The 22,255-nt window shown below is 58.6% G+C and carries 22 protein-coding genes; 7 read left to right on the top strand and 15 right to left on the bottom strand.

The genetic code is table 11. From position 1 onward, the window contains the following. A partial coding sequence (locus tag Q0239_RS10890; protein WP_298602580.1) for a hypothetical protein occupies positions 1–254 on the top strand: 254 nt, incomplete at its 5' end. An 81-nt stretch (positions 255–335) separates the two neighbouring features. Here the strand turns inward: Q0239_RS10890 and Q0239_RS10895 are convergent. Further along, positions 336–641, bottom strand: coding sequence for a hypothetical protein (locus Q0239_RS10895; RefSeq protein ID WP_298602582.1), 306 nt, complete (start codon positions 639–641; stop codon positions 336–338). A 139-nt stretch (positions 642–780) separates the two neighbouring features. Here Q0239_RS10895 and aqpZ point away from each other — a divergent pair, with 139 nt between their 5' ends. Next, complete coding sequence (gene aqpZ, locus Q0239_RS10900; RefSeq protein ID WP_298602585.1) at positions 781–1,482, top strand: aquaporin Z; 702 nt, start codon at positions 781–783, stop codon at positions 1,480–1,482. Between the two features lie 6 nt (positions 1,483–1,488). Here the strand turns inward: aqpZ and galU are convergent, their stop codons facing one another. The 6 genes from galU to Q0239_RS10930 form a co-directional block, all read right to left on the bottom strand. After that, positions 1,489–2,358, bottom strand: a complete 870-nt coding sequence (gene galU, locus Q0239_RS10905) for a UTP--glucose-1-phosphate uridylyltransferase GalU (RefSeq protein ID WP_298602588.1) — start codon at positions 2,356–2,358, stop codon at positions 1,489–1,491. A gap of 32 nt (positions 2,359–2,390) precedes the next feature. Beyond that, positions 2,391–2,921, bottom strand: a complete 531-nt coding sequence (gene msrA / locus Q0239_RS10910; protein ID WP_298602631.1) for a peptide-methionine (S)-S-oxide reductase MsrA — start codon at positions 2,919–2,921, stop codon at positions 2,391–2,393. Then, on the bottom strand, positions 2,911–5,991 hold the full coding sequence (locus tag Q0239_RS10915) for an efflux RND transporter permease subunit (protein ID WP_298602591.1): 3,081 nt from the start codon (positions 5,989–5,991) through the stop codon (positions 2,911–2,913). Before Q0239_RS10915 ends, msrA begins: the two co-directional genes overlap by 11 nt. Before the next feature lie 7 nt (positions 5,992–5,998). Continuing rightward, on the bottom strand, positions 5,999–7,072 hold the full coding sequence (locus Q0239_RS10920) for an efflux RND transporter periplasmic adaptor subunit (RefSeq protein WP_298602594.1): 1,074 nt from the start codon (positions 7,070–7,072) through the stop codon (positions 5,999–6,001). A 72-nt stretch (positions 7,073–7,144) separates the two neighbouring features. Next, positions 7,145–8,128: a M48 family metalloprotease gene (locus tag Q0239_RS10925; RefSeq protein ID WP_298602597.1), complete on the bottom strand. Its 984-nt coding sequence runs from the start codon at positions 8,126–8,128 to the stop codon at positions 7,145–7,147. Beyond that, on the bottom strand, positions 8,125–9,078 hold the full coding sequence (locus Q0239_RS10930; RefSeq protein ID WP_298602634.1) for an L-threonylcarbamoyladenylate synthase: 954 nt from the start codon (positions 9,076–9,078) through the stop codon (positions 8,125–8,127). Before Q0239_RS10930 ends, Q0239_RS10925 begins: the two co-directional genes overlap by 4 nt. Positions 9,079–9,124: 46 nt before the next feature. Here Q0239_RS10930 and Q0239_RS10935 point away from each other — a divergent pair, with 46 nt between their 5' ends. Beyond that, the gene (locus tag Q0239_RS10935; RefSeq protein WP_298602599.1) at positions 9,125–10,855 is read left to right on the top strand and encodes an acyl-CoA dehydrogenase; all 1,731 of its coding nucleotides are present in this window, start codon (positions 9,125–9,127) and stop codon (positions 10,853–10,855) included. Further along, a complete protein-coding gene (locus tag Q0239_RS10940; protein WP_298602602.1) occupies positions 10,852–11,667 on the top strand; it encodes an ATP-binding protein in 816 nt (271 codons plus the stop codon). The genes Q0239_RS10935 and Q0239_RS10940 overlap by 4 nt, the downstream gene beginning before the upstream one ends. Here Q0239_RS10940 and Q0239_RS10945 read toward each other — a convergent pair. The 4 genes from Q0239_RS10945 to lptF form a co-directional block, all read right to left on the bottom strand. Next, the gene (locus Q0239_RS10945) at positions 11,664–12,827 is read right to left on the bottom strand and encodes an N-acetyltransferase (RefSeq protein ID WP_298602605.1); all 1,164 of its coding nucleotides are present in this window, start codon (positions 12,825–12,827) and stop codon (positions 11,664–11,666) included. The genes Q0239_RS10940 and Q0239_RS10945 overlap by 4 nt on opposite strands. A 62-nt stretch (positions 12,828–12,889) precedes the next feature. Further along, positions 12,890–14,434: a lipopolysaccharide biosynthesis protein gene (locus Q0239_RS10950; protein WP_298602608.1), complete on the bottom strand. Its 1,545-nt coding sequence runs from the start codon at positions 14,432–14,434 to the stop codon at positions 12,890–12,892. Beyond that, the gene (gene lptG / locus Q0239_RS10955; RefSeq protein WP_298602611.1) at positions 14,434–15,486 is read right to left on the bottom strand and encodes an LPS export ABC transporter permease LptG; all 1,053 of its coding nucleotides are present in this window, start codon (positions 15,484–15,486) and stop codon (positions 14,434–14,436) included. The genes Q0239_RS10950 and lptG overlap by 1 nt, the downstream gene beginning before the upstream one ends. Positions 15,487–15,531: 45 nt before the next feature. Further along, positions 15,532–16,752 carry an LPS export ABC transporter permease LptF gene (gene lptF / locus Q0239_RS10960; protein WP_298602614.1) on the bottom strand — a complete coding sequence of 407 codons (1,221 nt, stop codon included), beginning with the start codon at positions 16,750–16,752 and terminating at the stop codon, positions 15,532–15,534. Between the two features lie 166 nt (positions 16,753–16,918). Between lptF and Q0239_RS10965 the strand changes: the two genes are divergently transcribed. Genes Q0239_RS10965 through Q0239_RS10975 form a run of 3 tightly spaced genes read left to right on the top strand, consistent with a single transcriptional unit; the run spans position 16,919 to position 19,235 of the window. Next, positions 16,919–17,350, top strand: coding sequence for a DUF2141 domain-containing protein (locus tag Q0239_RS10965; RefSeq protein WP_298602638.1), 432 nt, complete (start codon positions 16,919–16,921; stop codon positions 17,348–17,350). Positions 17,351–17,366: 16 nt separating this feature from the next. Beyond that, a complete protein-coding gene (locus Q0239_RS10970; RefSeq protein ID WP_298602616.1) occupies positions 17,367–18,335 on the top strand; it encodes a diacylglycerol kinase family protein in 969 nt (322 codons plus the stop codon). 39 nt (positions 18,336–18,374) lie between these two features. Further along, the gene (locus Q0239_RS10975) at positions 18,375–19,235 is read left to right on the top strand and encodes a hypothetical protein (protein ID WP_298602619.1); all 861 of its coding nucleotides are present in this window, start codon (positions 18,375–18,377) and stop codon (positions 19,233–19,235) included. On the opposite strand, the gene purU is transcribed toward Q0239_RS10975, so the two are convergent. The 4 genes from purU to Q0239_RS10995 form a co-directional block, all read right to left on the bottom strand. Further along, positions 19,232–20,092 carry a formyltetrahydrofolate deformylase gene (gene purU / locus Q0239_RS10980; RefSeq protein ID WP_298602621.1) on the bottom strand — a complete coding sequence of 287 codons (861 nt, stop codon included), beginning with the start codon at positions 20,090–20,092 and terminating at the stop codon, positions 19,232–19,234. The genes Q0239_RS10975 and purU overlap by 4 nt on opposite strands. Before the next feature lie 9 nt (positions 20,093–20,101). Then, a complete protein-coding gene (locus Q0239_RS10985; RefSeq protein ID WP_298602623.1) occupies positions 20,102–21,301 on the bottom strand; it encodes an aminotransferase class I/II-fold pyridoxal phosphate-dependent enzyme in 1,200 nt (399 codons plus the stop codon). Position 21,302: 1 nt separating this feature from the next. Further along, positions 21,303–21,545 carry an acyl carrier protein gene (locus Q0239_RS10990; protein WP_298602625.1) on the bottom strand — a complete coding sequence of 81 codons (243 nt, stop codon included), beginning with the start codon at positions 21,543–21,545 and terminating at the stop codon, positions 21,303–21,305. Positions 21,546–21,621: 76 nt separating this feature from the next. Further along, a partial coding sequence (locus tag Q0239_RS10995) for an NAD(P)-dependent oxidoreductase (RefSeq protein WP_298602628.1) occupies positions 21,622–22,255 on the bottom strand: 634 nt, incomplete at its 5' end.

Consider the following 22,255-nt stretch of genomic DNA (forward strand, 5'->3'; position numbering starts at 1 on the left):
GGGGTCGCCTGACCCCGGCAGTTACGGGTTCGGCAAGGAACCGGATCCGCGTGGCTGCAACCAGCCGTGATGCGGCGCTCCGCGCCAGCTATCGCAAGCTGCAGGAAAGCCTGATTGCTCCAGAAACCGCCGCTGAAGAGCATGCGGCTGAACTGGCCCAGGGGCCCGAAGCCGCGCTGGGTGACGATCCGATCGGCATGATGGAGCACACGCCCGAAACCGTTGAGGATTTCGAAGGCGACAGCGAGGCGTAATAGCCACTCGTCAAAGAAAACAAAAGCCCGCCGGAAGCAATTTCGGCGGGCTTTTTGTTGGATTATCGTCGCATGGCCAAGCTAGATATCGCGCTCTTTCTCCGCCGCGATCTCGGCTTCTAGCGCCTCATATTGAATGCATGCCTCGCGATCGCCATCGGCGCAATCCTCGCGCGCTTCGTCACGCTTGCGCGCCAGCTTGCCCAGCCGCTCTTCCTGTTTACGCATTTCCCGTCCGCGCTTCTCATCGGTTTCGGACTGGCTGGTGGTCATCACATCGGCGGTTTTGGAGACTACCTTGATAGGTGCGGTGACCACATCGCCCACCACCGATGCCACACAGCCCGGCAAGAATAAAACCAAGGGTAGAACAATATAGAGGCGCATGTGAAATCTCCAGAGAGTGGGCTGAATAGCGCAGGCTGACTGTCCTGTCGCTGAACAATAGAAACTTTGACATCTGCTTTCGGAAGAATCGTGATATTCTTTTCCGGTCGCATTTTGTGTGACGGGAGAGGAGGATTTCATGAGCAATATTCAACGGGGGATTGCCGAGTTTATCGGCACATTCTGGCTGGTTCTGGGCGGCTGCGGCAGCGCAGTGATTTCGGCAGCTTTTCCCGAGGTCGGAATTGGCCTTTTGGGCGTGTCGCTCGCTTTCGGGCTGACCGTGGTCACCATGGCCTTTGCCATTGGTCATATTTCGGGCTGCCACCTCAACCCGGCGGTCACCTTCGGGCTTTGGGCAGGCGGGCGCTTCGATGGCAAGGACATACCGCTATATGTCATTTCGCAAACATTGGGCGCGATCGCCGCTGCCTTCACGCTTTATGTGATCGCAACGGGCAAGGCAGACTATTCACTCGCGACGAACGGCCTCGCGGCCAACGGGGTAGGTGCAGGTTCGCCGGGCGGCTATGCGATGATGAGCGGCTTTCTGGTTGAGCTGCTGCTGACCTTTTTCTTTCTGTTCGTAATCATGGGCGCGACCGATGCCAAGGCTCCTGCGGGCTTTGCCCCGCTCGCCATCGGCCTGATGCTGACGCTGATCCACCTGATTTCAATCCCGGTGACCAACACCTCGGTCAACCCGGCACGCAGTACTGGCCCGGCATTGGTCGTGGGCGGGTTGGCTTTGCAACAGCTCTGGCTGTTCTGGGTAGCGCCAATCCTTGGCGGGCTGCTTGGCGGCTTCGTGTATAAGGAACTGAACAAGACTGCGGCTTGAACGAAACTATCCGACGAGGCGCTGCGCCATCGCGCGCACCTCGTCGGCCATATCGGGCCGCGACAGTGCCACAGCCAGATTGGCCTCGATATAGCCTGTCTTCGACCCGCAGTCATACCGCGCGCCGTCAAAGGTGACGGCATGGAAAGGCTGGTTGCCTATCATCTGCGCCATCGCGTCGGTCAGCTGGATTTCACCGCCCGCACCCTTGCCCTGATGCTCGAGCACACGCATCACTTCGGGCTGCAGGATATAGCGGCCTGAAATTATAAGGTTCGACGGTGCCGCCTCGATTTTCGGCTTTTCGACGAGGCCTTTGACCTCGGTTAGCTTGCCTTGCGCGCTTCCTGGATCGATCACGCCATAGCTCGACACCTGTTCGCGCGGCACTTCGAGCACGCTCAGCAAATTACCGCCTACACGATTATATTCCGCCACCATCTGCGCCATGCAGCCAGGCGAGCCGTGCATGAACTCATCTGGCAGAAAAATTGCAAAGGGTTCGTCGCCCACAATGTCGCGGGCGCACCAAATGGCATGGCCCAGCCCCATCGGCTCCTGCTGGCGCACATAGGCGCAGTTGCCGGGCCCCAAGCGGGTCGGCTCCAGTACGGAAATATCCTTGCCGCGATCGGTCATCGTCCGTTCAAGCTCATAGGCGATGTCGAAATGGTCTTCGATCGCGCTCTTGCCGCGACCGGTGACGAAGATCATCTGCTCGATCCCGGCTTCCCGCGCTTCATCGACCGCATATTGGATCAGTGGGCGATCAACCACCGGCAGCATCTCTTTCGGGATCGCTTTGGTCGCAGGAAGGAAGCGGGTGCCGAGCCCTGCAACAGGGAAAACAGCCTTGCGAATGGGTTTGTGCGTCATGGCCTAAACCATAACAAAACATGGTTAAATGTCTATGACACCAGCTTTTCTGCAAAACCCTTTTTCAGCTTCGCGAGCTTGGGTGGAATTACGGCAAGGCAATAGGGATTACGCTGCCCTTCGCCGTCCCAATAATCCTGATGATAATCCTCCGCCGGATACCATGTCGCAGGCCCTTCGATCGTTGTGACGATGGGCGCTGGCCAATCGACCTGGGCGCGCACGATAGCTGCCTCTGCCTCGGCGCGTTGCTCGTCATCCAACGGGAAAATTGCCGAGCGGTACTGCGTTCCAATGTCGTTACCCTGCCTATTAAGCTGGGTTGGATCGTGCGTCGCAAAATGAATGTCGAGCAAGTCGGAATAGCCAATTACATCCGCGTCAAACCCAATGCGGATCGCCTCTGCATGGCCAGTCGTACCACTGCACACCGACTTGTAGTCCGGATTTTCGACGCTGCCGCCGATATAGCCGCTTTCCACCGACAGCACGCCATCCAGCTGCTTGAACACCGCCTCGGTGCACCAGAAACATCCGCCCGCAAAAATCGCCTCAGCCACTATTCGCTTCCTTTGCCAAACGTGCAGCCTCCTTCTTTTCCTCACGGCCGCGAACCACGAGCAGATACATGGCGGGCGTGACGATGCGCGACAAGAGGGTCGAGGAAATAAGTCCGCCGATCAGGACGATTGCTAGTGGGCCATAAAGATTGCCCCCGAACATGGCGAGCGGCAGCAGGCCACCGATTGCAGTAACCGAAGTTAAGAGCACCGGCAGAAAGCGCACTTCACCAGCTTGCTCAATTGCATCGCGTAGTCCCAGCCCACGCTCCCGCAACTGCGAGGTAAAGTCGACGAGCAGAATCGAATTTTTGATCTCGATTCCGATCAAGGCAACGAAACCGATGACGGCGAGGAAGGACAGATTGTTTCCCGTCACCAGCATCGCGATCAAGCCGCCAAAAGTGCCTAAGGGAATAACCCCTGCCACGACCAATGCCTCACGAAACTCACCAAATTCGGCGACGAGGATGCCAAAGATGATGAACAGCGCGATCAGGATCACCGGGCCAAAGCCACTGAAGGTTTCATTGACCTTTTCAGCCTCGCCGCCAACCCGGATCGAATACCCTGTTGGCAGTTCGAGCTTGTCGAGCCGAGACTTCGCCGCCTGCGTCACTTTTGATAACACGGCACCCGGCTGAATTTGGGCACTGATCTCGACTACTCGTTCTAAGTTACGGCGCTTGATCAATGGAGGCACCGAAACCAGTTGCGGATCGGTGATTTCAGCCAATGCCACTGGCGCGCCGCTGCGGGTTGGCACGTAAATCTGGTCGAGTGCCGAAACCGGCTGGGTGTTGTCCAGCGGTAAGCGCACCGTCACCGGGTAGCTATCACCTTCATTATCGCGAAAGGTGCCTGCACGCTCTCCTGACAGCGCCAGCCTGATCGTTCGTCGCGGCGAACCGGCAGGAATATCAAGCAAGGCTGCCTTGGCGTCATCGATCCGCATATCGAGGTCGACACGGTCGGTCGCCACCGGATTGACGATATCGCGCGTCCCCGGCGTATCGTGCAGCACAGCTTGCATTTTACCCGCCAACTGCTTCAGCACGTCCAGATCGGGGCCGACTACGCGAAACTCGACCGGTGCATTGATCGGTGCGCCGTTCTGGAAAAGCACCAACTTGATCCGGGCACCGCTGATCTGGTCAAACTGTTTGCGCAGTCGTTCGACCATGCGGTTGCTTTCGGCTCCCCTCCACCGATCCATAATTGCCAGCACTTCGCCAGAGGTTGAGGTCTCGGCACTGTCGAAGACATTGTAAAATACCGAAGGGTTATGGCGCCCGACATTCTCGGCGCGAACTTCAATATCCTTTTCCTTTGCGAGGATATTGGCAACCTGCCGCACGATCCGACCCGTACCCTCTAGGCTGGTGCCCTGTTCGGCATCAATCTGGACACGAAAATAGCTGGCATCGGCATTGGGAAACAGACCGAAACCTAGAACAGGAACCAGAGCAAAGGCGGACAGCGTCAACGCCAGCGCACCCCAAACCGTACGGCGGGGCATTTCGAGCGCGCGGTGCAGCAGCGGGCGATAGAAATGGTCGATACTTTGCATGAGCCATCGAAGGATGCGGTTGCCATGTTCATTCTCATCGGGTTTCAGCACCCGGCTGGCGAGGAACGGGATGATCGTTAGCGAAATGACCAGTGAAGCAACGACTGTATAGATGATCGTGGCAATAAAGCTTTGTGTGAATTTGCCCGCACCTTCGGGTAGGAACAACATCGGGAAGAAAGCAAACACCAGCACGCCGGTGGAGCCGAGCACGGCAAGGCGAATTTCCTTGGTCCCGTCGATCGCGGCCTGGATGCGATCTTTGCCCAGCCGCAGGTGGCGCGCGATATTTTCAATGACGACAATCGAATCATCGACCAGCAGGCCTAATGAAAGAATGAAACCTGCGACCACCAGCTGGCTGAGATTATAGCCGGTTGCGTAGACCGCGAGCAGGCCGGACGCTAACGAGAGCGGGATGGAAACCATCACAATCCCCGCTGCCCGCCAGCCTAGCGGTAACAGCGTGATCATGACCAGCGCCAGCGCGATGGCAAAATCGCGCGCCAGTTCCTGGAGCCGTTTGGAAATATCCCGGCTCTGGTCGAACTGGATCACCACCTTGATATCTGGCGGCAGGAATTTTTTCTGCGTTTCGATTTCCGCCATCAGTACGTCACGCAACTTGGTTGCGTCGGTACCTACCTTTTGGTTGGCGGTTACCCAGATTGCGCGCTGGCCATTGTGAAACAGTCGACTACGCGGTTCCTCCGCCCCCCAATAGACGTCTGCGACATCCCCCACCCGAACCAGCGCGCCATCGTTGGTGCGAAGCGGCAAGGCGCGGACGGCGTCCAGAGTTTTGAACGCCCCGCCTGCTTCGACATTGAAACGGCGGGCGCCGCTGACGACCGCGCCGCTTGAAACATCAGAACCACCCAAGCGCACAGCATCGGCAATTCTGCTTGCGGGGATGCGCAATGCGGCGAGCCGGGCAGGCTTGATCGCCACGGTCACTTCGGGTTGCGTCAGGCCGAACACTTCCGACTCGCGAACGGCGGCATAGCGGGACAGCGCCTCACTCATGTCACGTCCATATTTTTCCATTCGACGCCAGCTTGCATTTTCGCTGACCAGCGCGATCTGGAGCACCGAAGCGTTGGTGGTGCGCATCTTTTTGAAATCAAGCCGGGCAAGCTCGCTCGGAAGGCGGCTGCGGATCGCCGTCACCTCGCGCACGGTATCGTTGAAATAGCGATCAGGATCGCCCGACCAGTCAAACTCGGCGCGGATCACCGCGCTACCGTCTACGCTGGTCGAAACGACCTCCTTCACATCCTCCAACCCCTGCACAATCTCCTCGATCGGCTTGGTAACGGTCTGCTCCATCTCGGACGCATCAGCGCCCGGTTGGACAGCGGTGATTGCTACCACTGGCAGTGGAAAATGCGGGTCAACTGCGCGTGGGATGGAGGTGAAAGCCGAATAGCCCAGCGCCGCGAGCAGCGCGAAAAGGACCAGGGTCAGTTGCCAGCGGCGGATCGAAAATTCGGTGAAATCCATCAGTCGCTCACCGCGAAACAGCGGCGGCGCGGACCTTGGAGCCTGTGCGCAATTTTTCCCCGCCAGAAATGACAATCCGGTCGCCTTGCACAAGCCCGCCCGTGACGATCACGGAATCGTCCATTATCCGTTCTATCATCACATTGCGTGTTTCCACCCGCCCGGTCTTGGGGTCGACGACATAAACCAGCCCTTCTCCGGTGCGCACGCCGAACAGTGCGCTGGCAGGGACTTGCAGGCTTCCGTCATTCGCGGCAGGCAGTTTGATACTGGCGGTGCCAATCTGGCCGGCACGGAGTTTGCTTCGGGGCGGCAGGCTGAATTGGACGGCAAAAGACCCTGTGGCCGAATTAGCCTGCCCCTCGATTTCCGAAATAGTTGCGGTGATGGGTCCACCTTCGACGGCATCGAGCGTGATTTCAGCCGCCATCCCGACGCGCAACTTTGAGGCATCGCGATCCACCACCGGAACGCGGAATACAAAGCCTTGGTCTGCCTGCCCCAGGATCACCGCTGCCATGCCAGCGGCCACCACTTGCCCGGGTTCAACATTGCGCGCCAGAATCACTCCGCTCGACGGCGCATAAAGCTGCGATGTTCCAGTGGCGAAGCGCGCCTGTGATACGCGCGCAGTTGCCGCTTTGGCAGCAGTTTCAGCAGCTTCGTATCGGCCCTTGGTGACCCAGCCTTCCTTGTAAAGCTCTGCGATACGGCCAAATTCGGCGTTCGCCCGCGCCCGTTCCGCCTCGGCAACGCTCAGATCCGCGCCGACGCTGGTGGTATCGAGCGCAGCGAGCAAAGCGCCACGCTTCACATAATCGCCTTCCTCAAACCGGACGGTTGCGACCTTTCCCGGCGTAGTAAAACCTAATGGTGTTTCGCGGCGATAGCGCACCGTCCCGACAGCGCTGATCGTTTGCAGCATGTTGCTCGGCTGCACGGTCAATACCTGAACAGGAAAGATCTCTTCGCTTATTTCGGTTTTGGCAGCTTCCTTCTCGCCGCAGCCAAACAGCAGCGGCGATAATAAAAGCGCAGCGATAGCAAGGCGATGTGCGCGACCGGCCACGTTCCCTCCCATTTTATCCTTGGTTCCACTTGGTAGGATAATCGAAGCCTCAAGGGAACAGTCGATTGCATTTCGCAATGGAAATTATTGCTTCGCCCGATGCGCCGCCAGCAAGGGCGGATCGCGACGACCTTCAAGGGTGGGTAACAACGCCATCTGATCCATCTCCGTGCGCAACATTGCAACCCGCGTCTGCCAGCGATAATGGGTTGGCGCGCTGAAAATGCCGAGACCCGTGGCCTTGCCATAGCGTTCCCAGAAGGTGATCGCCGCTTCTGGATCATAGCCCGCATTGGCCATCAGCCAGACCGACAGCCGGTCGGCTTCCGCTTCGGTGGCTTTAATGACTTTGGTTTTGCCGCTTTTGGTTACCTCGATAAGTGGGCGATGATCGAGCAAATTATGCGCCATTTCATGCGCGACGACCGCTGCCAGTTCATCGTCATCCGACACATATTCCATCAGTCCGCTGGTCACGCGCACGCGTGTACCATCCGCTCCTGCGTCGCGTTTCGGGCGGACATCGACCCAGAAATCGGAGGCGCAGATTGCCGGTGGATCAAGCGCAACATCGCGACGGCCGTTTGCGGTGTCGATCTGAAAGGCGATGGGCCGTCCTTCTGAAAGGCGAGTCATAAGCTCATCACGAAGCCCATCGATCCGCTCTGACGAGGGACGGGAACCTGTCGGCCTAGGGTCGTACCACACCACACTTCCGTCGGCGCCGAACAACCCGTCCCCAGCCGCCAGCCCCGCTTGGGCCGCAGGCCCATCTGCAACCAGCGCGGCAATACTGATGGGCTGCCGAAAAGTGAAGGCCCGGCGCGCAAGGCCAAGGTCGGGATATTGGCGTTCATCATGCAGCACCCAGCCCGGATTGCGCCATCTGTTCCGGCAAAAGTCTGCGCTACCTTTGGCCAGATGGTAGCCGATGGTCGCAAGCCGCAAATCCTTGGCGATCAGGTCTTGATAAGCAGTTATGACCGGGTCCTTGGGCGCTTCTTTTTGTGTAGCCACGAGTGCACCGGTGAAAGCCATAGCGGCTAGGACAGCTACAACCAGTTTCACGCTGCCGCCCTGCGCAGCCGGTCATTGATCGCAACTCCGATGCCTTCATCAGGGATCGGCGCGATGGCTATTGAGACGCGATCGCTTGCATCCGCGATATGCAAGGCATCAAACAAGCGCGCGGCCGCTTCGGCAAGGTCGCCTTCGGGTGACAGATTATCGTCTCCGATCGTGTCGCCAAATCCGATATGCCATTCGCCAGGTGCTGGCAGGGATGCATTGAGCCGAACCGGTTTGGAAGGCGCATAATGGCTGGCCAACTGACCGGGGGCCTCGATTTTCGCTTCGGTGACCGGCAAGGGCGGTTCTCCGAGAAGCTCGGATATTTCGGCCATGGTGACTGGCCCGGGGCGCAACAATTGCCAGCCATTTTCCCGCACCGCGACGATGGTCGATTCAAGACCCGCGCTGCACGAACCGGCATCGAGAACCAGCGGCATGGCATCGCCGAAACTGCGCGCGACATGCTCTGCGCGCGTCGGGCTGATCCCTCCGCTGCGATTGGCCGAGGGTGCCGCTAGGAATAGTCCGCTCTGCTTGAGCACAGCCTGCATCACCGGATGGGCCGGACAACGCAGCGCAATCGTCGGCAAACCCGCCGTCACCGCTTTCGCCACAGGCGCACCGGATTGCAGCGGCAGCACCAGAGTCAACGGCCCCGGCCAGAAACGAAAAGCGAGCATCGCCGCCCGCTCATCGAACTGTGCCAGTTGCTCCGCCGCAGCATGGTCCGGCACATGCACTATCAGCGGATTGAAATCGGGTCGTCCCTTGGTGCGATAGATATTGGCAACGGCTTCGGCGTTGGACGCATCTGCCGCCAGTCCATAGACCGTTTCGGTGGGAATCGCGACAACATCGCCCGCACGCAGACGCTCCACCGCCTCTGCTATTGCAGCGGAGTCGGCCTTCGCTATCCGGCCATGTCCTAGGGGATTTGAGCCTGCCATCATCCCGCGCTATAGGCCGGTAAACCCGCAAGCAACAGGCCCCAAAATGACATTCACCGCACCGGTTACCGAACAGCTTTTCGTCCTTCAGCATATCACCGGCATAGAAGAGCTGGCCGCGCATCAACGCTTTGCCGACGCCAGCCCCGATATGGTCGAGGCGATTGTCGGCGGCATCGGCGAATTTGCCGCTGCGGAATTCTATCCTTTGCGCCGCATTGGCGACACGGTCGGGGCACGACTGATCAACGGGCAAGTGGTCATGCCCGAAGGTTTTGTTGACGCCTATAAGGCCTATGTCGCCAATGGCTGGGGTTCTATCAACGCGCCGGCAGATTTTGGCGGGCAAGGCCTGCCGTTCAGTCTTGCGACCGTCGCGCTCGATTCGCTCGGCGCTGCCAATATGGCCTTTGCGCTCTGCCCGATCCTGTCGGTCGGGTCGATTGAGGCGATCAACCATCATGGCTCGAACGCGCAAAAGGCGATGTTCCTGCCCAAGCTGTCGACCGGCGAATGGACCGGCACGATGAATCTGACCGAACCGCAGGCAGGTTCCGATGTCGGCGCCCTCAAAACCATCGCAACGCCGCGCGGGGACGGCACTTACCAGATCAAGGGGCAGAAGATTTACATCAGCTTTGGCGATCACGACATGGCGGGCAATATCGTCCACTTGGTCCTGGCGCGGACGCCCGATGCACCGCCGGGAACGAAGGGAATCTCGCTGTTCCTCGTCCCCAAATATCGCGTCAATGCTGACGGCTCGCTCGGCGAGCGCAACGATATCAAGGTCGTATCGATCGAGCACAAGATGGGCATTAACGCGTCACCCACCTGCGTGCTGGCTTTTGGAGATGAAGGCGACTGTATCGGCGAACTGATCGGCCCCGAATTTGGCGGAATGCGTGCGATGTTCACGATGATGAACAATGCCCGCCTCAATGTCGGCCTCGAGGGCGTACAAATCGCCGAAGCGGCGACCCAGAAAGCGGTCGCCTTTGCGCAAGAACGTGTCCAATCGGCCCGCGCTGGGGGGACCAGCCGTGATTCGGTGGCGATTATCGAACATCCCGACGTGCGCCGCATGCTGATGCGCATGAAGGCCGGGACGCAAGCGATCCGCGCGCTCCTCTATTTTGCCAGCGGTTTCGTCGACCGCGCGGCCCTCGGCATCGACGGCGCGCAGGAAATGGTCGATCTGCTCACCCCGCTCGCCAAAACCTATGGCACCGATATGGGCAGCGAGATCGCTTCGCTCGGCATTCAGGTCCATGGTGGCATGGGCTTTATCGAGGAAACTGGCGCTGCGCAGCTCTATCGCGACATCCGCATCGCCGCGATCTATGAAGGCACCAATGGCATTCAGGCTGCCGACCTTGTCGGGCGCAAGCTCGGCATGCGCGGCGGCGATGCCGTGCGCGAGCATCTGGCGCGCATCGGGCAGGAAGCGGGCGAACATGCCGGGCTCAAGGCACTTGCTGGTGCCTGCACCGAGGTTGCCGAATGGATGATCGGCAGTGCGTCGACCGATGACAAGCTGGCTGGCAGCTATCCCTTCACCACGATGATGGCGGTCGCCACCTGTGGCGCGCTGATGGCGAAGCAGTTGCGTGTGGCCGAAGCCGAAGGCGGTAACACGCCCTTCCTTAAGGTCAAGATCGCCAGCTGCCGCTACTATCTCGACGTGATGGTCCCTGAGGCGATGTCGCTGAAAGGTAGTGCAATGGCAGGGGCGGATTTGCTCTATGCTTTGGATGCTGAGGGGTTGGCGGCTTGAGCGAAGACCTGCTCCGCCGCATTGCCGAAGCGCTCGAACGTCTTGCGCCGCCGAGGGGGGAACCGGCAGACCTTTCTGCCCACCCCGCCTATCACTGGGACGGCCATAGGCTCGTCGCCGTCACGACATTCGCTCCACTCCCCGAAAGCCTTATAGTCGGGGTCGACCGGCAGAAAGAAGCGATCACCGAGAACAGTCGCCGTCATGCAGAGGGACATGCAGCGCATGATGTGCTGCTCTGGGGTGCGCGCGGGATGGGAAAGTCTGCTCTGGTCAAATCTGTGACCGGCGCTTTGCAGGTACAGGGCTTACCGCTCGCATTGGTCGAAACCACGGCGGACCAGCTGGCCAGCCTGCCGCACCTGTTTGCACTACTTGGCAAATCGGACCGCCGCTTCATCCTGTTTATCGACGATATGGCGTTCGAAGGCGATGATGCAGGCCCGCGCCGTTTGCGCTCGATGCTAGAAGGTGGATCGGAAGCGCGGCCGGCCAATGTCCGCCTCTATGTGACTTCAAACCGGCGCAACATTGTCGAGCGACGGCAGGATGACGAAGACGCAGCCGTCAATGCACGCGACGTAGCCGACGACCGGCTGGCGCTCGCCGACCGTTTCGGGCTCAAGTTGGGCTTCCAGTATCCTGACCAACCCGCCTTTCTTGAGATGGTCGCGGCCTATGTCGCGCATTTTGGGCTGGAATGGGAAGAGGCCGATGCGCTTGCCTTCGCCCACCAGCGCGGCGGTCGCTCGGGACGCATAGCATGGCATTATGCAGTGGAACTTGCCGGACGGGCTGGACGCTGCCTTTAGAGCGCCTTTTCGTAAATCCGGTACACTTTGTTGACTTTGCCGCCCACGGCTTCACCGACCGAAACCATCGGGCCGTTTGACGACAGCACCCAACCAAAATCGCCGCGCGTCGCGCCGAATTTGCTGATGGCATCGCGCCGGATATATTCGATCAGCATGAAAGCAAGCTGGCTGGCTGTGCGCGTACCCTGAAGTTTTTTGACCACGCCCATGAGCGGAACGCGCATCGTCGTCACTTGCGGCTTCCCGACATTGAGCCACCAGAGCAGCTTCGCCCAGTTAAACGGCCAGAGCGAACCGCCATATTTCACAAGTTGCTCGTTGAGATCGGGAATGGTCATCATGAAGGCAACCGGTTCGCCATCAATTTCGGCAACGCGGATCAGGTCTTCGAATACGATTGGCTTCAACTTCTTACCCGCATAGGCGACCTCTGCCGGTGTAAAGGGCACAAATCCCCAATTGTCGCTCCATGCATCGTTGAGGATCGAGAGGATCAGTGCCGCCTCTTGGTCGAACTTGCGCTTGTTCACCCGGCGGATGTGAATCTTCCCGCTCTTCTCGCCCATCGCGACGATACGCTGGGTGAGTTCCGGAAAGCCTTCAACGATGGGCAGTGCGTAGGTGTAAAGATCTTCGACCTTTTGGTGCCCCGCCGCTTCAATCCACGCTTGATAATCCGCGCTGTTGAAGCCCATCATCACGGTTGGCGGGTGGTCATGCCCTTCGATCAACAAACCCGGCTCATCCCACATCGCAAAGCTAACCGGGCCGAGCATCTTCGTCATACCCTTGGCGCGAAGCCATTTTTCCGCCTCGGCAAGGAGAGCGTTACCAATCTCGGCGCTTTCCGCCTCATAAAAGCCCCAAAAGCCGGTGCCCGGACCCATGCCCTGTTCGACTGGCTGCTTGAGCGCCAGATGGTCAATATGCGCGGAAATACGGCCAACCACCTGCCCGGCGCGGCGCGCCAGGAAAAGCTGGGCCTCGGCATGTTCGAACCAGGGATTTTTGCCCGGAGTAAGGAGGCCGTACACTTCATCCTTCAGCGGCGGCACCCAGTTGGGATCATCGGCGTAAAGGCGGAAAGGCAAATCCACAAATTCTGACAGCGCCTTCTTCCCTGCCACCGGTGTGACGCGCACTTCACCTGCCTGCATAAGTTCAATCCCTGTCCATTATTGGCGGCCTTATGCTGCGCAAGCGCGCGAAGGGCAACCGGTTACAGCCGCAACTTTACCGCCAGTTTGCCCAGCCCCTGCTTATCCTCCGGTAGCAAGCCCCAGCGCAGCGCGAGCCAAAGGCTCGGCCAGAAAAGCGCGAAGAGCGAGAGCGCCCTTACACGCTTGCCAAGGGGCGCAAGCAATTCACCCAAACCCCAAAGAAGCGCGATGCAAACAGCGCCAGCGACCAGCGCGCGCACAAAACCATGCCCGAACGGGGAAACACGGTCGGCCCAATAGAGCTCGGCAATCGCCAGCAGCGCCGTCAACACTACGGCAGCGGAAACGGCAATGGCCATCCCGGTCGCGCCCATGTCTGGCACCAGCCAGATACCCAGCGCCAGCCAGATGGCCAATCCCGCTAGGCTATTCGCCAGCGGCAGGCCGCGATGACCGATCATTTCGATAATCGGCGTCGCAGGCCCCAGCGCCGCTTCTGCCGCACGGGCAGCGAGCAGGATGACAAGCACCATCAGGGCGGCTTCTGCACCGGGTGCGAAGGCGGTCAACAGGTCAGCGGCTATCAGGATGAGTAAGCCAGCAAGAGGCACCGCAAGCAGCAGCGAGATATGGGTAGAGAAACTGTAAAGCGGCGCGATTTCTTTGCGGTCGACTGCTGCCTGCGCTGACGCCAGCGGCGCAAGCACATAGAGGAAGGACTGGCGCACAATCAGGGGGATTGATGCAATCTTGCGAGCGATGCCGAAAAGTCCAGCTGCGGTTGCTCCGCCTGCACCGGGTATCATTGCATTCAACAGGATCGGTGGCAGGTCGTTATAGGCACGGCGGGCAAGGGCTGGCGGCAGCATCGCAAAACCTGTCGTCAATGTCTCAGCGCGCAGAGACGGCGGCAAGGGTGCCCGCAAAAGCAAGGCCGGATCATAATAACGGGCGAGCAATTTCCAGCTCAACCAAGCGGTTAACGCGAGCGAGGCAAGGTGTCCGAAAAGCAGGCCTTCAAATCCCGTCCCGGCGAGAAAGAAACCGGCGGCAAATATCAGACGGGCCACCTGCTCCCAGAATATCCGCAAACGGATTTCAGGGCCAAAGGCACGCATCGCACGTGCAGCAGCCGTCGCGGTTTCGATGAAAATCCAGAGCGGCAAGCTCCACGCAAATATGGCAATGGCCTGGGGGAGTTTCGCGACATCGCCAGGTGCACTCGCGACCCAGCCCGCAAGCATTGGCGCCGAGAGCGAGATTGCAATCGCGGCGATGATACCAAGCCCAGTGCTGACGACCAATGCAAAGCGAACGGCCCCATGCTGGTCCTCTCGGCTGGCGCTGGCGGGTACGATTCTTTGCAACGCCTGCCCCAGAGCCAAGTCTAGCAAGTTCGCCAATATGTTCACCGCCGCCCACAACACGACATAGACGCCATATCCGGTCAGCCCGAACATCCATGTGTAGGCCGGTTGCGAGATCACCTCGATCAGCGCCCCCAGACGCGCCACTGCAGCAAGGCCCGCCCCTTTGGCTACATCCCCGCGATCGATGGTCTGCGCCTGTGCTTCGACCAGCGCCTCTTCCTGCGGCCCGCTCATTATTCCTCAGTGCGGACGAGCACCGTCTCACCAATCAGGAGAAATAGAAGGAAAGGCGCCCAAGCGGCGATAAAGGGTGAGTATGCGCCCAGATTGCCCATCGCCAGCGCGAAATTGTCGGCCACAAAATAGGCGAAACCCAGAGCCATTCCAATTACCGCGCGCAGGAACAGCGCACCCGATCGGGCAAGGCCGAAAGCGGCGACAGCGCCAAGCAAAGGCATCAACAGCGCCGACAGCGGACCGGAAATCTTATGCCACAAAATACCTTCGAGCGTGTCGGTTCTCCGGCCCGCTGCCTTGAGGTCGTCAATCGCACGCATCAACGGCAGGAAACCCAAAGCGTCACCATCGACCTTCAATCGATTGAACCGCTCCGGCTCTATCCCGCGTCCAACGACCAGTTCAGGCAACTTTTCCTGCTCGGCCTTTGCGACGTCAAAAATTTCAATATTCTCAAGCTGCCATGCCCCGTCGCTGAGTCTGCCTGTTTCTGCATGAATAACCCGTTTCAGGCTGCCGTCCGCGCGCTGGTAAACACGAATACCCTGTAATTGGGTGTCGACGCCCTTTCCTGAAACGGTGCGCACCTGAATCAGATCACGGCCTTCGCGTACCCAGACATTAGTGCGGACACCGTCATCCTTAGGAACTGGGCCATATTCTACATCCTGCCAGACTTTCAGTTTGGCAGTTGCCGGGGCCACAACAGTGTCATTGAAAGCAAAGGACACACCAGCAACGACCAAGCTAGCGGCCAGCATTGGCGCAAGGATCTGGTGCGCTGAAAGGCCCGCCGCCTTCATCGCGATAACCTCGCTATTCTGGCTTAATGTGGCAAAGGTGATCAGCGTCGCCAGCAGCACTGAAAAAGGCAGAAACCGCGCAATGATCTGCGGCGCACGCATGCCCACATAGCGCCAGAGATCAGCTTCGCTATTGCCGGCAACCGATAATATCTTCCCGCTTTCTCCCAACAGATCGAGAGTCTGCAATACCAGTACGAGCATCAGCAATACGGCAAAGGTCCGCACCAGGAACAGTCGCGCCATGTACCAGCCAATTTGCCGCGAAGGGAAAAACTGCAGCCGCACCGCCTACCCCTCCTGCGCCAAAAGGCGCGACTTGCGTCGGCCAAAGCGAAACAGCTTCTTGATTGACTTGCCCGCCTTCGCCGCAAACACCTCGAGCGCGCCTATTGGTTGGCCTCCGGGCACATGCGCGATGACATGATACATCCAGACGATCAAGGCCGCGAACAACAGAAACGGAACCCATAAGGCGATGGCTGGATGCACCGACCCCAGCGCACCCATCGATTCGGCATATTCGTTAATCTTGTGATAGGTAACAACCATCACGATCGAGAGGAACACGCCAAGCGCCGATGTTGACCTTTTGGGTGGGATTGCCAGCGCTAGCGCCAACAATGGCAGAAGAAACATCATTGCAACCTCTACCATACGGAAATGGAAATTGGCCCAAGCGGCATTGCGTTCGGCTTTCGGTCTTCCGGCGTCATTGCCCACATTGACCAGCTCGTTCAGCGTATATTCGCGATCCTTGCCGCCCCGCCCACGAAACTGTTCTATCTGCGGCAGATCGATGGGAACGTCATGGCTGGAAAAGCTGAGGACACGGGCACTGCGGTAATTGGGAGCATCATGCACCAGCGTTCCGTTGGTCAGCCGCAGAATAATTGTATCGGGATCATCAGTACGCAGGAACTGCCCCTTTTCCGCCGTAACCGAAATCGACTGACCCTTTTTATTCTCGGCAAAGACAAACAGGCCCGAAAGGTCGTTACCCTGATTGCGGCTTTCCTCGATCCGCACCGTCAGATTATCGCCCAGATTATTGAACTCACCGACCTTGATCGACGCACCCAATGCACCCGAGCGAAGATCAAACCGCAGCTCTTCATACAAATAGCGCGAAGTGGGCTGCACCCAGCCGACGATAGCAAAATTGACCATCGCGAGCCCGATCGCAAACAAATAGGGCACGCGCAGCAGCCGCCAGTAACTTTGTCCAACCGCACGAAAAATGTCGATTTCAGAGGTGGTTGCAAGCTTGCGAAAGGCGAGCAAAATGCCCAGAAGCAAACCGATGGGGATTCCGAGCGACATATATTCGGGAATCAGATTTGCGAGCATTCGCCAGACGACGCTGACCGGGCCGCCTTCCGCCGCGACGAAGTCGAACAAACGCAGCATCTTGTCGAGCAACAGCAGCATGGCGGCGATCACAAGCGTGCCAACCAGTGGAAGCGTCACTAGCCTTGCGATGTAGCGGTCGGTGGCGGTCAAAAATTTCAACTTATGGTCGCCCTGTCACCCTATTTTGGCCGCAAATTGTCCCGATATACCCGATCAAGATCAGGAGCAATATCGTTGGTCGTTTATTGATCAACGCTTAAGGTACGGAGTAGTTTCAGCAATGGCACGTTTCATTGCCGCTTTCGCCGCCGCCGCCGCGCTCGCCATGACGGGTACGGCCTCGGCCGGAAGCGTGATTTCTAACGATATGAGCCGCTGTAGTGCCGGTCAGGGCCCTGCAGTGAAAGTGGTTGTTCAGGGTGTCAAAAGCTCGACGGGCAAGATGCGGGTGCAAAGTTATCCTGCAACCAAGGCTGCGTGGCTGACAAAGGGCCGCTGGTTGCAGCGCATCGAAACCGGCGCCCGCGCCGGCACGATGAGCTTTTGCCTGCCAGTGGGTTCCGCAGGCAATTATGCCATCGCGGTTCGCCACGACAAAAATGGTAATGGCAGCACCGACATCTCATCCGATGGTGGCGGGTTTTCGAACAACCCGTCGATCAATGTGCTCAACCTGGGCAAGCCATCGGTCGGAAAAGTCAGCTTTTACGTGGGTAGCGGCGTCACCACCGTCACCATCAACATGAAGTATATGTGAGGAAATCGGGGGCAATTTGGCACTAGTCGCGCTTCTTTCCAATCCGCACTCGACCGGCAACAAAAGCCTGTTGCCGCAAGTGCGGAGCTTTTGCGCGAAGAACCCCGATATCTTCCATTATGAGGTGGAAGAGGTCGGCCAGATTGCCCGCGCACTTGAAATGATCGCACGCGTCAAGCCCAAGGTGCTCGTCGTCAATGGCGGCGACGGTACCGTCCAGGCGGCGTTGACCGAGCTCTATCATGGTGGTCATTTCGAAGGCACGCCACCCCCGGTCGCAGTGTTACCCAATGGCAAGACCAACCTGATTGCACTTGATCTGGGTGCAAGCGGGGATGCGCTGCAGGCATTGACCGACATATTGGAACTGGCGAAGGGCGACCTGTCGGGCCATGTGGTCGCGCGCGAGCTGATCGCACTGTCCGAAGGTACAGACAACGTCCGCCCTGTGATCGGCATGTTCCTTGGTGGGGCCTATCTCGCTGAGACGATTCTCTATTGCCGCAACAAAATCTATCCGCTTGGCCTGCCCAACGGTATTAGCCATGTTATTGCCGCAATTGCCGCCATTTTCACGGTGCTGTTCGGACTAAAATCGGATTTCCTGCCGCAGCGCACCGAATCAATCCGGATCTCGCTCATCCGCGATGGTGAACTCAAGGGGCGATTTTCGGTACTCATCGTCACGACGCTCGAAAAGCTGTTGCTCGGCGGGCGCGTGCGCACCGAAGGCAGCGGGCATCTGAAATTGATGGCGGTTGATCAAGGCCCTTGGGTGCTGTTGCGCATGATAGGCGCATCCTTGCTCGGCCTGTTGGGCAAAAGGCGCATGGATGGCATCCATATCAGCAATGGTGATATCATCCAGATCGATGGCGGGCGCAGCAATGTGATCCTTGATGGCGAAGTGTTCGAGGCGGGCACGGATCGGCCGATTGTGCTCCGCTCGACCCCGCCCGTGCCGTTCCTCAAGCTTGCCGCCTGAGGCATCGCACAACCGGCAAAAAGACGCTAAGGCCGTCCCATGTCTCCGCTCGCACAGCTTGTCGCCGAAGAACTCGCGCAGCCGGTTGATCCGCGCGTGCGCACTATGGCCGAGACGCTGGCCGCCAAATATCCGGGTGCTTCGCGGGCGGTTTTATTTTACGGAAGCTGCCTGCGCGAAAGCCAACTCGACGGGCTGATGCTCGATTTCTACCTGATCGTTTCAGACTATCGTGCGGCCTATGGCGACAACTGGCTGGCATGGGTCAACAGGCTCGTTCCGCCCAACGTATTCCCGTTTGAACATGACGGAATGATGGCCAAATATGCGGTACTGAGCGAGGCGGACTTCCACCGACTGAACGGCCCGGAAACGCGAAATGTCTCCGTCTGGGCCCGCTTTGCGCAACCATCACGGCTGGTGTGGAGTGCGGATGCCGATGCTCAAGCAAAGGCGATTGATGCCGTTTCGCGCGCCGCGCCAACTTTGCTCGCGGCGGCCGGTTCAATTGACGGCGAAGCACCGCTCGACTGGTGGCGCCGGGCCTTTGCGCTTACTTACTCAGTCGAATTGCGCGCAGAGCGCAAAAGCCGCTCAAACTCTGTGGTTGATGCGGACCCAACACGCTATGAGCAATTTAGCGCGCCAGCAATAGCAGCCATCCCACCAAATGCGGTAGGTAGCAGTTGGGCCCGCCGCCGAATCGAGGGGAAGCTGCTGTCGATCGCGCGCCTTGCCAAGGCAGCCTTCACCTATTCGGGCGGCATCGATTATCTGGCCTGGAAGATCAACCGCCATGCGGGTACGCAGATCGAGATCAAGCCCTGGCAGCGCAAATGGCCGCTGCTCGCAGCCTTTGTGCTGGTTCCCAAATTGCTCGCTAAAGGCGCGGTGCGCTAACTGCGGAAAACGACGGTCTTGCTGCCATTGAGCAGCACCCGATCCTCCAGGTGGTCACGAACGGCGGCGGCGAGCACGCGACTCTCGATATCCCGTCCCTTCGCCACAAGATCCTCTGCGGTGTCGGCATGGCTGACCGCCTCGACATCCTGCGCAATGATCGGGCCTTCGTCGAGGTCTGCGGTGACATAATGCGCGGTCGCGCCAATCATCTTCACTCCGCGGGCATGCGCCTGATGATAGGGTTTGGCACCTTTGAATCCGGGCAAGAAGCTGTGGTGGATGTTGATGCAACGGCCAGAAAGAAAGGCGGCGAAGTCGTCCGATAATATCTGCATGTACCGCGCAAGCACCACCAGTTCCGCCCCGGTCTCGGAGATTAGCGACTTGATTGCGGCTTCCTGGTCAGACTTGGTTTCTGGCGTAATTGGAAAATGGTGCCAGGCAATTTCGCCGACCAGCGAGGGTTTCGAGGCATCGCGTGGATGGTTGGAGGCGATCGCCACCACATCCATCTTCAACTCCCCGACCCGCACGCGATAGAGCAGATCCTCGAGGCAATGGTCGAATTTGGAGACCATCAGCAACACCTTGCGCGGGGCATCGGCATCGCGGATCTGCCAATGCATCGCCAACCGCTCCGCCAAAGGCGTGAATTGTGTTCTCAGGGCATCTGCATCAGGCGCACCCGGCAAAACTTCAAATACCACCCGCATGAAGAATTGCGCATCTTCGCGATCATTAAATTGCTGCGATTCAAGGATGTTGCAGCCATGATCGGCGAGAAAGCCCGAGACAGCCGCCACCAGACCCGGGGCATCCGGGCAGGATAGAGTGAGGGTGTAGCGCTTCGTCATCGCTGCAGGTCAGATGATGCCGACTGCTTTGCCTGCCCGCTCAAACCGGCCGAGAATGTCCTGCACCTGCTCGCTTGTATGCTCGGCACAGAGCGAGCACCGCAGCAGCGTCATTCCTGCAGGGGTTGCCGGTGGACGGGCCAGATTGACGTAAAGCCCTTCCTTCAGAAGCGCTTCCCACATCATCGCGCCACGTTCCAGATCGGGCATGATCACGGCAATAATCGCCGATTGCGGTTCATCGGTACCCAGCTGGAAACCGAGATCGCGCAGGCCCTTGTGCAGCGTCTTCGAATTTTCCCACAGATGCGCGCGCTTGTTGCTGCCCTGCATCAGCTTGCGTACCGATGTCGCGCTCGACGCCATCACGCTCGGCGGCAAAGCGGCGGTGAAGACATAGGGGCGGCAGACAAGGCGCAGGATTTCGAACTTGGGATGGTTCGAAACGCAGAAGCCACCAACGGTACCGACGCTCTTGCTGAACGTGCCTATGATGAAATCGACATCATCGATGCAGCCTTGCTCCTCGGCAACGCCGCGACCATGCTGCCCGATAAAGCCCATTGAATGCGCCTCATCGACCAGCACCATTGCGCCATGTTCCTTGGAAATGCGGACCATTTCCTTGAGCGGCGCAACGTCGCCCATCATCGAATAGACGCCTTCTAGCACCACCAGCTTGCCCGCTTCGGCAGGAAGGCGCTTCAGGCGTTTTTCCAAAGCCTCGATATCATTGTGGCGGAAGGCAACGATTTCGGCATCGCCCATCTTGCAGCCATCATAGATGGACGCATGGCTGTCGATATCGAGGATGATATAGTCGCCCTTACCCGCAATAGTGCTGATAATGCCCAGATTGGCCTGATAGCCCGTCGAAAAGACCATCGCATGGTCCATGTCGTAAAATTCGCGAAGTGCGGCTTCGACATCCTTATGTGGATCGAAGGTACCGTTGAGCACACGGCTTCCCGTGGTGCCTGCGCCAAAGTCATCAAACGCCTGTTTGCCTGCCGCGATGACATCCTCATCGAAGGTCATGCCCATGTAATTATAGGTGCCGAGCAGAATCGTCTCGCGCCCGTTGCAGATCGCAACGGTGGGCGACAGAACCTTTTCCATCACAAGGCTGAACGGATCGGTAACGCCGGTCGAAAGCAGTGCCGCACGCTGTTCGATCAACGGGTCGAATTTGGAGAACAGGTCGGTCATATCAGTCCGTCAGTTTGATCACCGCATCGACGAGCTGGCCGACATTTTCGATTTCGGCCTGCATGTTCATGGTGATCACTATGTCAAATGTGTCTTCAACCTCGGCGACGAAATCCATGACTGTCAGGCTGTCCCATTCAAGATCGCCAGCAAAGGAGGTTGCTTCACTCAGCTCGACGCCCTTTTTGTTGAACGGCTCGATCAGTTCCTTGAGCTTGTCGAACATTTCGCTGCGGTCGGTCATCTGTGTTCCCTAATAGTTATCTGTTGCGCCCTTGGCAGGCGAATAAGGCGGCAAAAGGGCGATTTATGGCAAACGCCTATAGCCAACCCTTCGATTTATACCAGTCGGCGGTTGCTTTCAGCCCATCGGGCGTGGCAATTTGCGGCTGCCAAAGCGACGCGGGCGGGGTCGCTGTCTGGTCAATCACCCAATCGGGGTGGCTCATATAGCTCGCCCGGTCCGGGGTCAGCTTGGCATTCGATCCACGCACCAACCGATCGCCCCAAGCGGCAGCAAAAAGCAGCGGTCGCGGCGCGGAAATCGTCGTAATCTCCCTGCCCAGCGCAGTACCGATTGCCTTGGCAAACGCACGATGATCCCAACCACCGGCTGCGCCATCGTCGGCTTCGAACAGGCGCGCGGCTGCATCTGCATGCGCTGGCAATAGAGACACCAACAACCGTGCCAGATCCTCCACATGGATCCATGAACCACGGCCGTGTGGCGGCAAAAGGCAAAATCCCATCGCCGCCATCTTGAACATTTCGAGCACGTCTTTGTCGCCAGGGCCATAAACGCCCGGGGGACGGACAATGGTCCAGTCGAACGGGCTGTCGGTTACCAGTTCCTCCGCTTTCGCCTTGCTCGCACCATAAGCCGATAATTGCGGCTCGCGCGCGGAAAGCGACGAAACATGCACGAAACGGTTGATCCCGGCATCTTTCCGGGCG

The organism is uncultured Sphingorhabdus sp., assembly GCF_937872355.1.
In the GTDB taxonomy this organism is placed as follows: domain Bacteria; phylum Pseudomonadota; class Alphaproteobacteria; order Sphingomonadales; family Sphingomonadaceae; genus Sphingorhabdus_B.